This is a genomic window from Psychrobacter sp. TB20-MNA-CIBAN-0197, from assembly GCF_040309765.1.
Classification (GTDB): Bacteria; Pseudomonadota; Gammaproteobacteria; order Pseudomonadales; family Moraxellaceae; genus Psychrobacter; species Psychrobacter submarinus.
This window is the reverse complement of sequence record NZ_JBEOPC010000770.1, coordinates 1-264: the sequence shown is the minus strand read 5'-3', so window position 1 is coordinate 264 and position 264 is coordinate 1. Positions and strand designations below refer to the sequence as shown.

Genomic DNA, 264 nt, shown 5'->3' with positions numbered 1-264 from the left:
CTCGGCACTCGCGGCCACCGCTGCAATCAAATCACCCAGTTCGTAACCCTGCGCTTTCAACCAGTTCTGGTCGTAATACGTGTCGGCATAACGCTCGCCGCCATCGCACAGGATCGCCACGATCGACCCCGACTGCCTCGCCGCTTTCATCTGTTGCGCCGCCATCAGCGCACCGATCAGATTGGTCCCGCTCGACCCGCCGACATGCCGCCCCAAACGCTGCGCCAGATAATGCATGGCCGCCAGCGACAGGGCGTCCGGCAC

At 63.6% G+C, this 264-nt stretch carries 1 pseudogene; it reads right to left on the bottom strand.

The annotated features are described in order from the left end of the window. A pseudogene (locus AAEY83_RS15915) lies at positions 1-264 on the bottom strand (hypothetical protein); the annotation flags it as partial.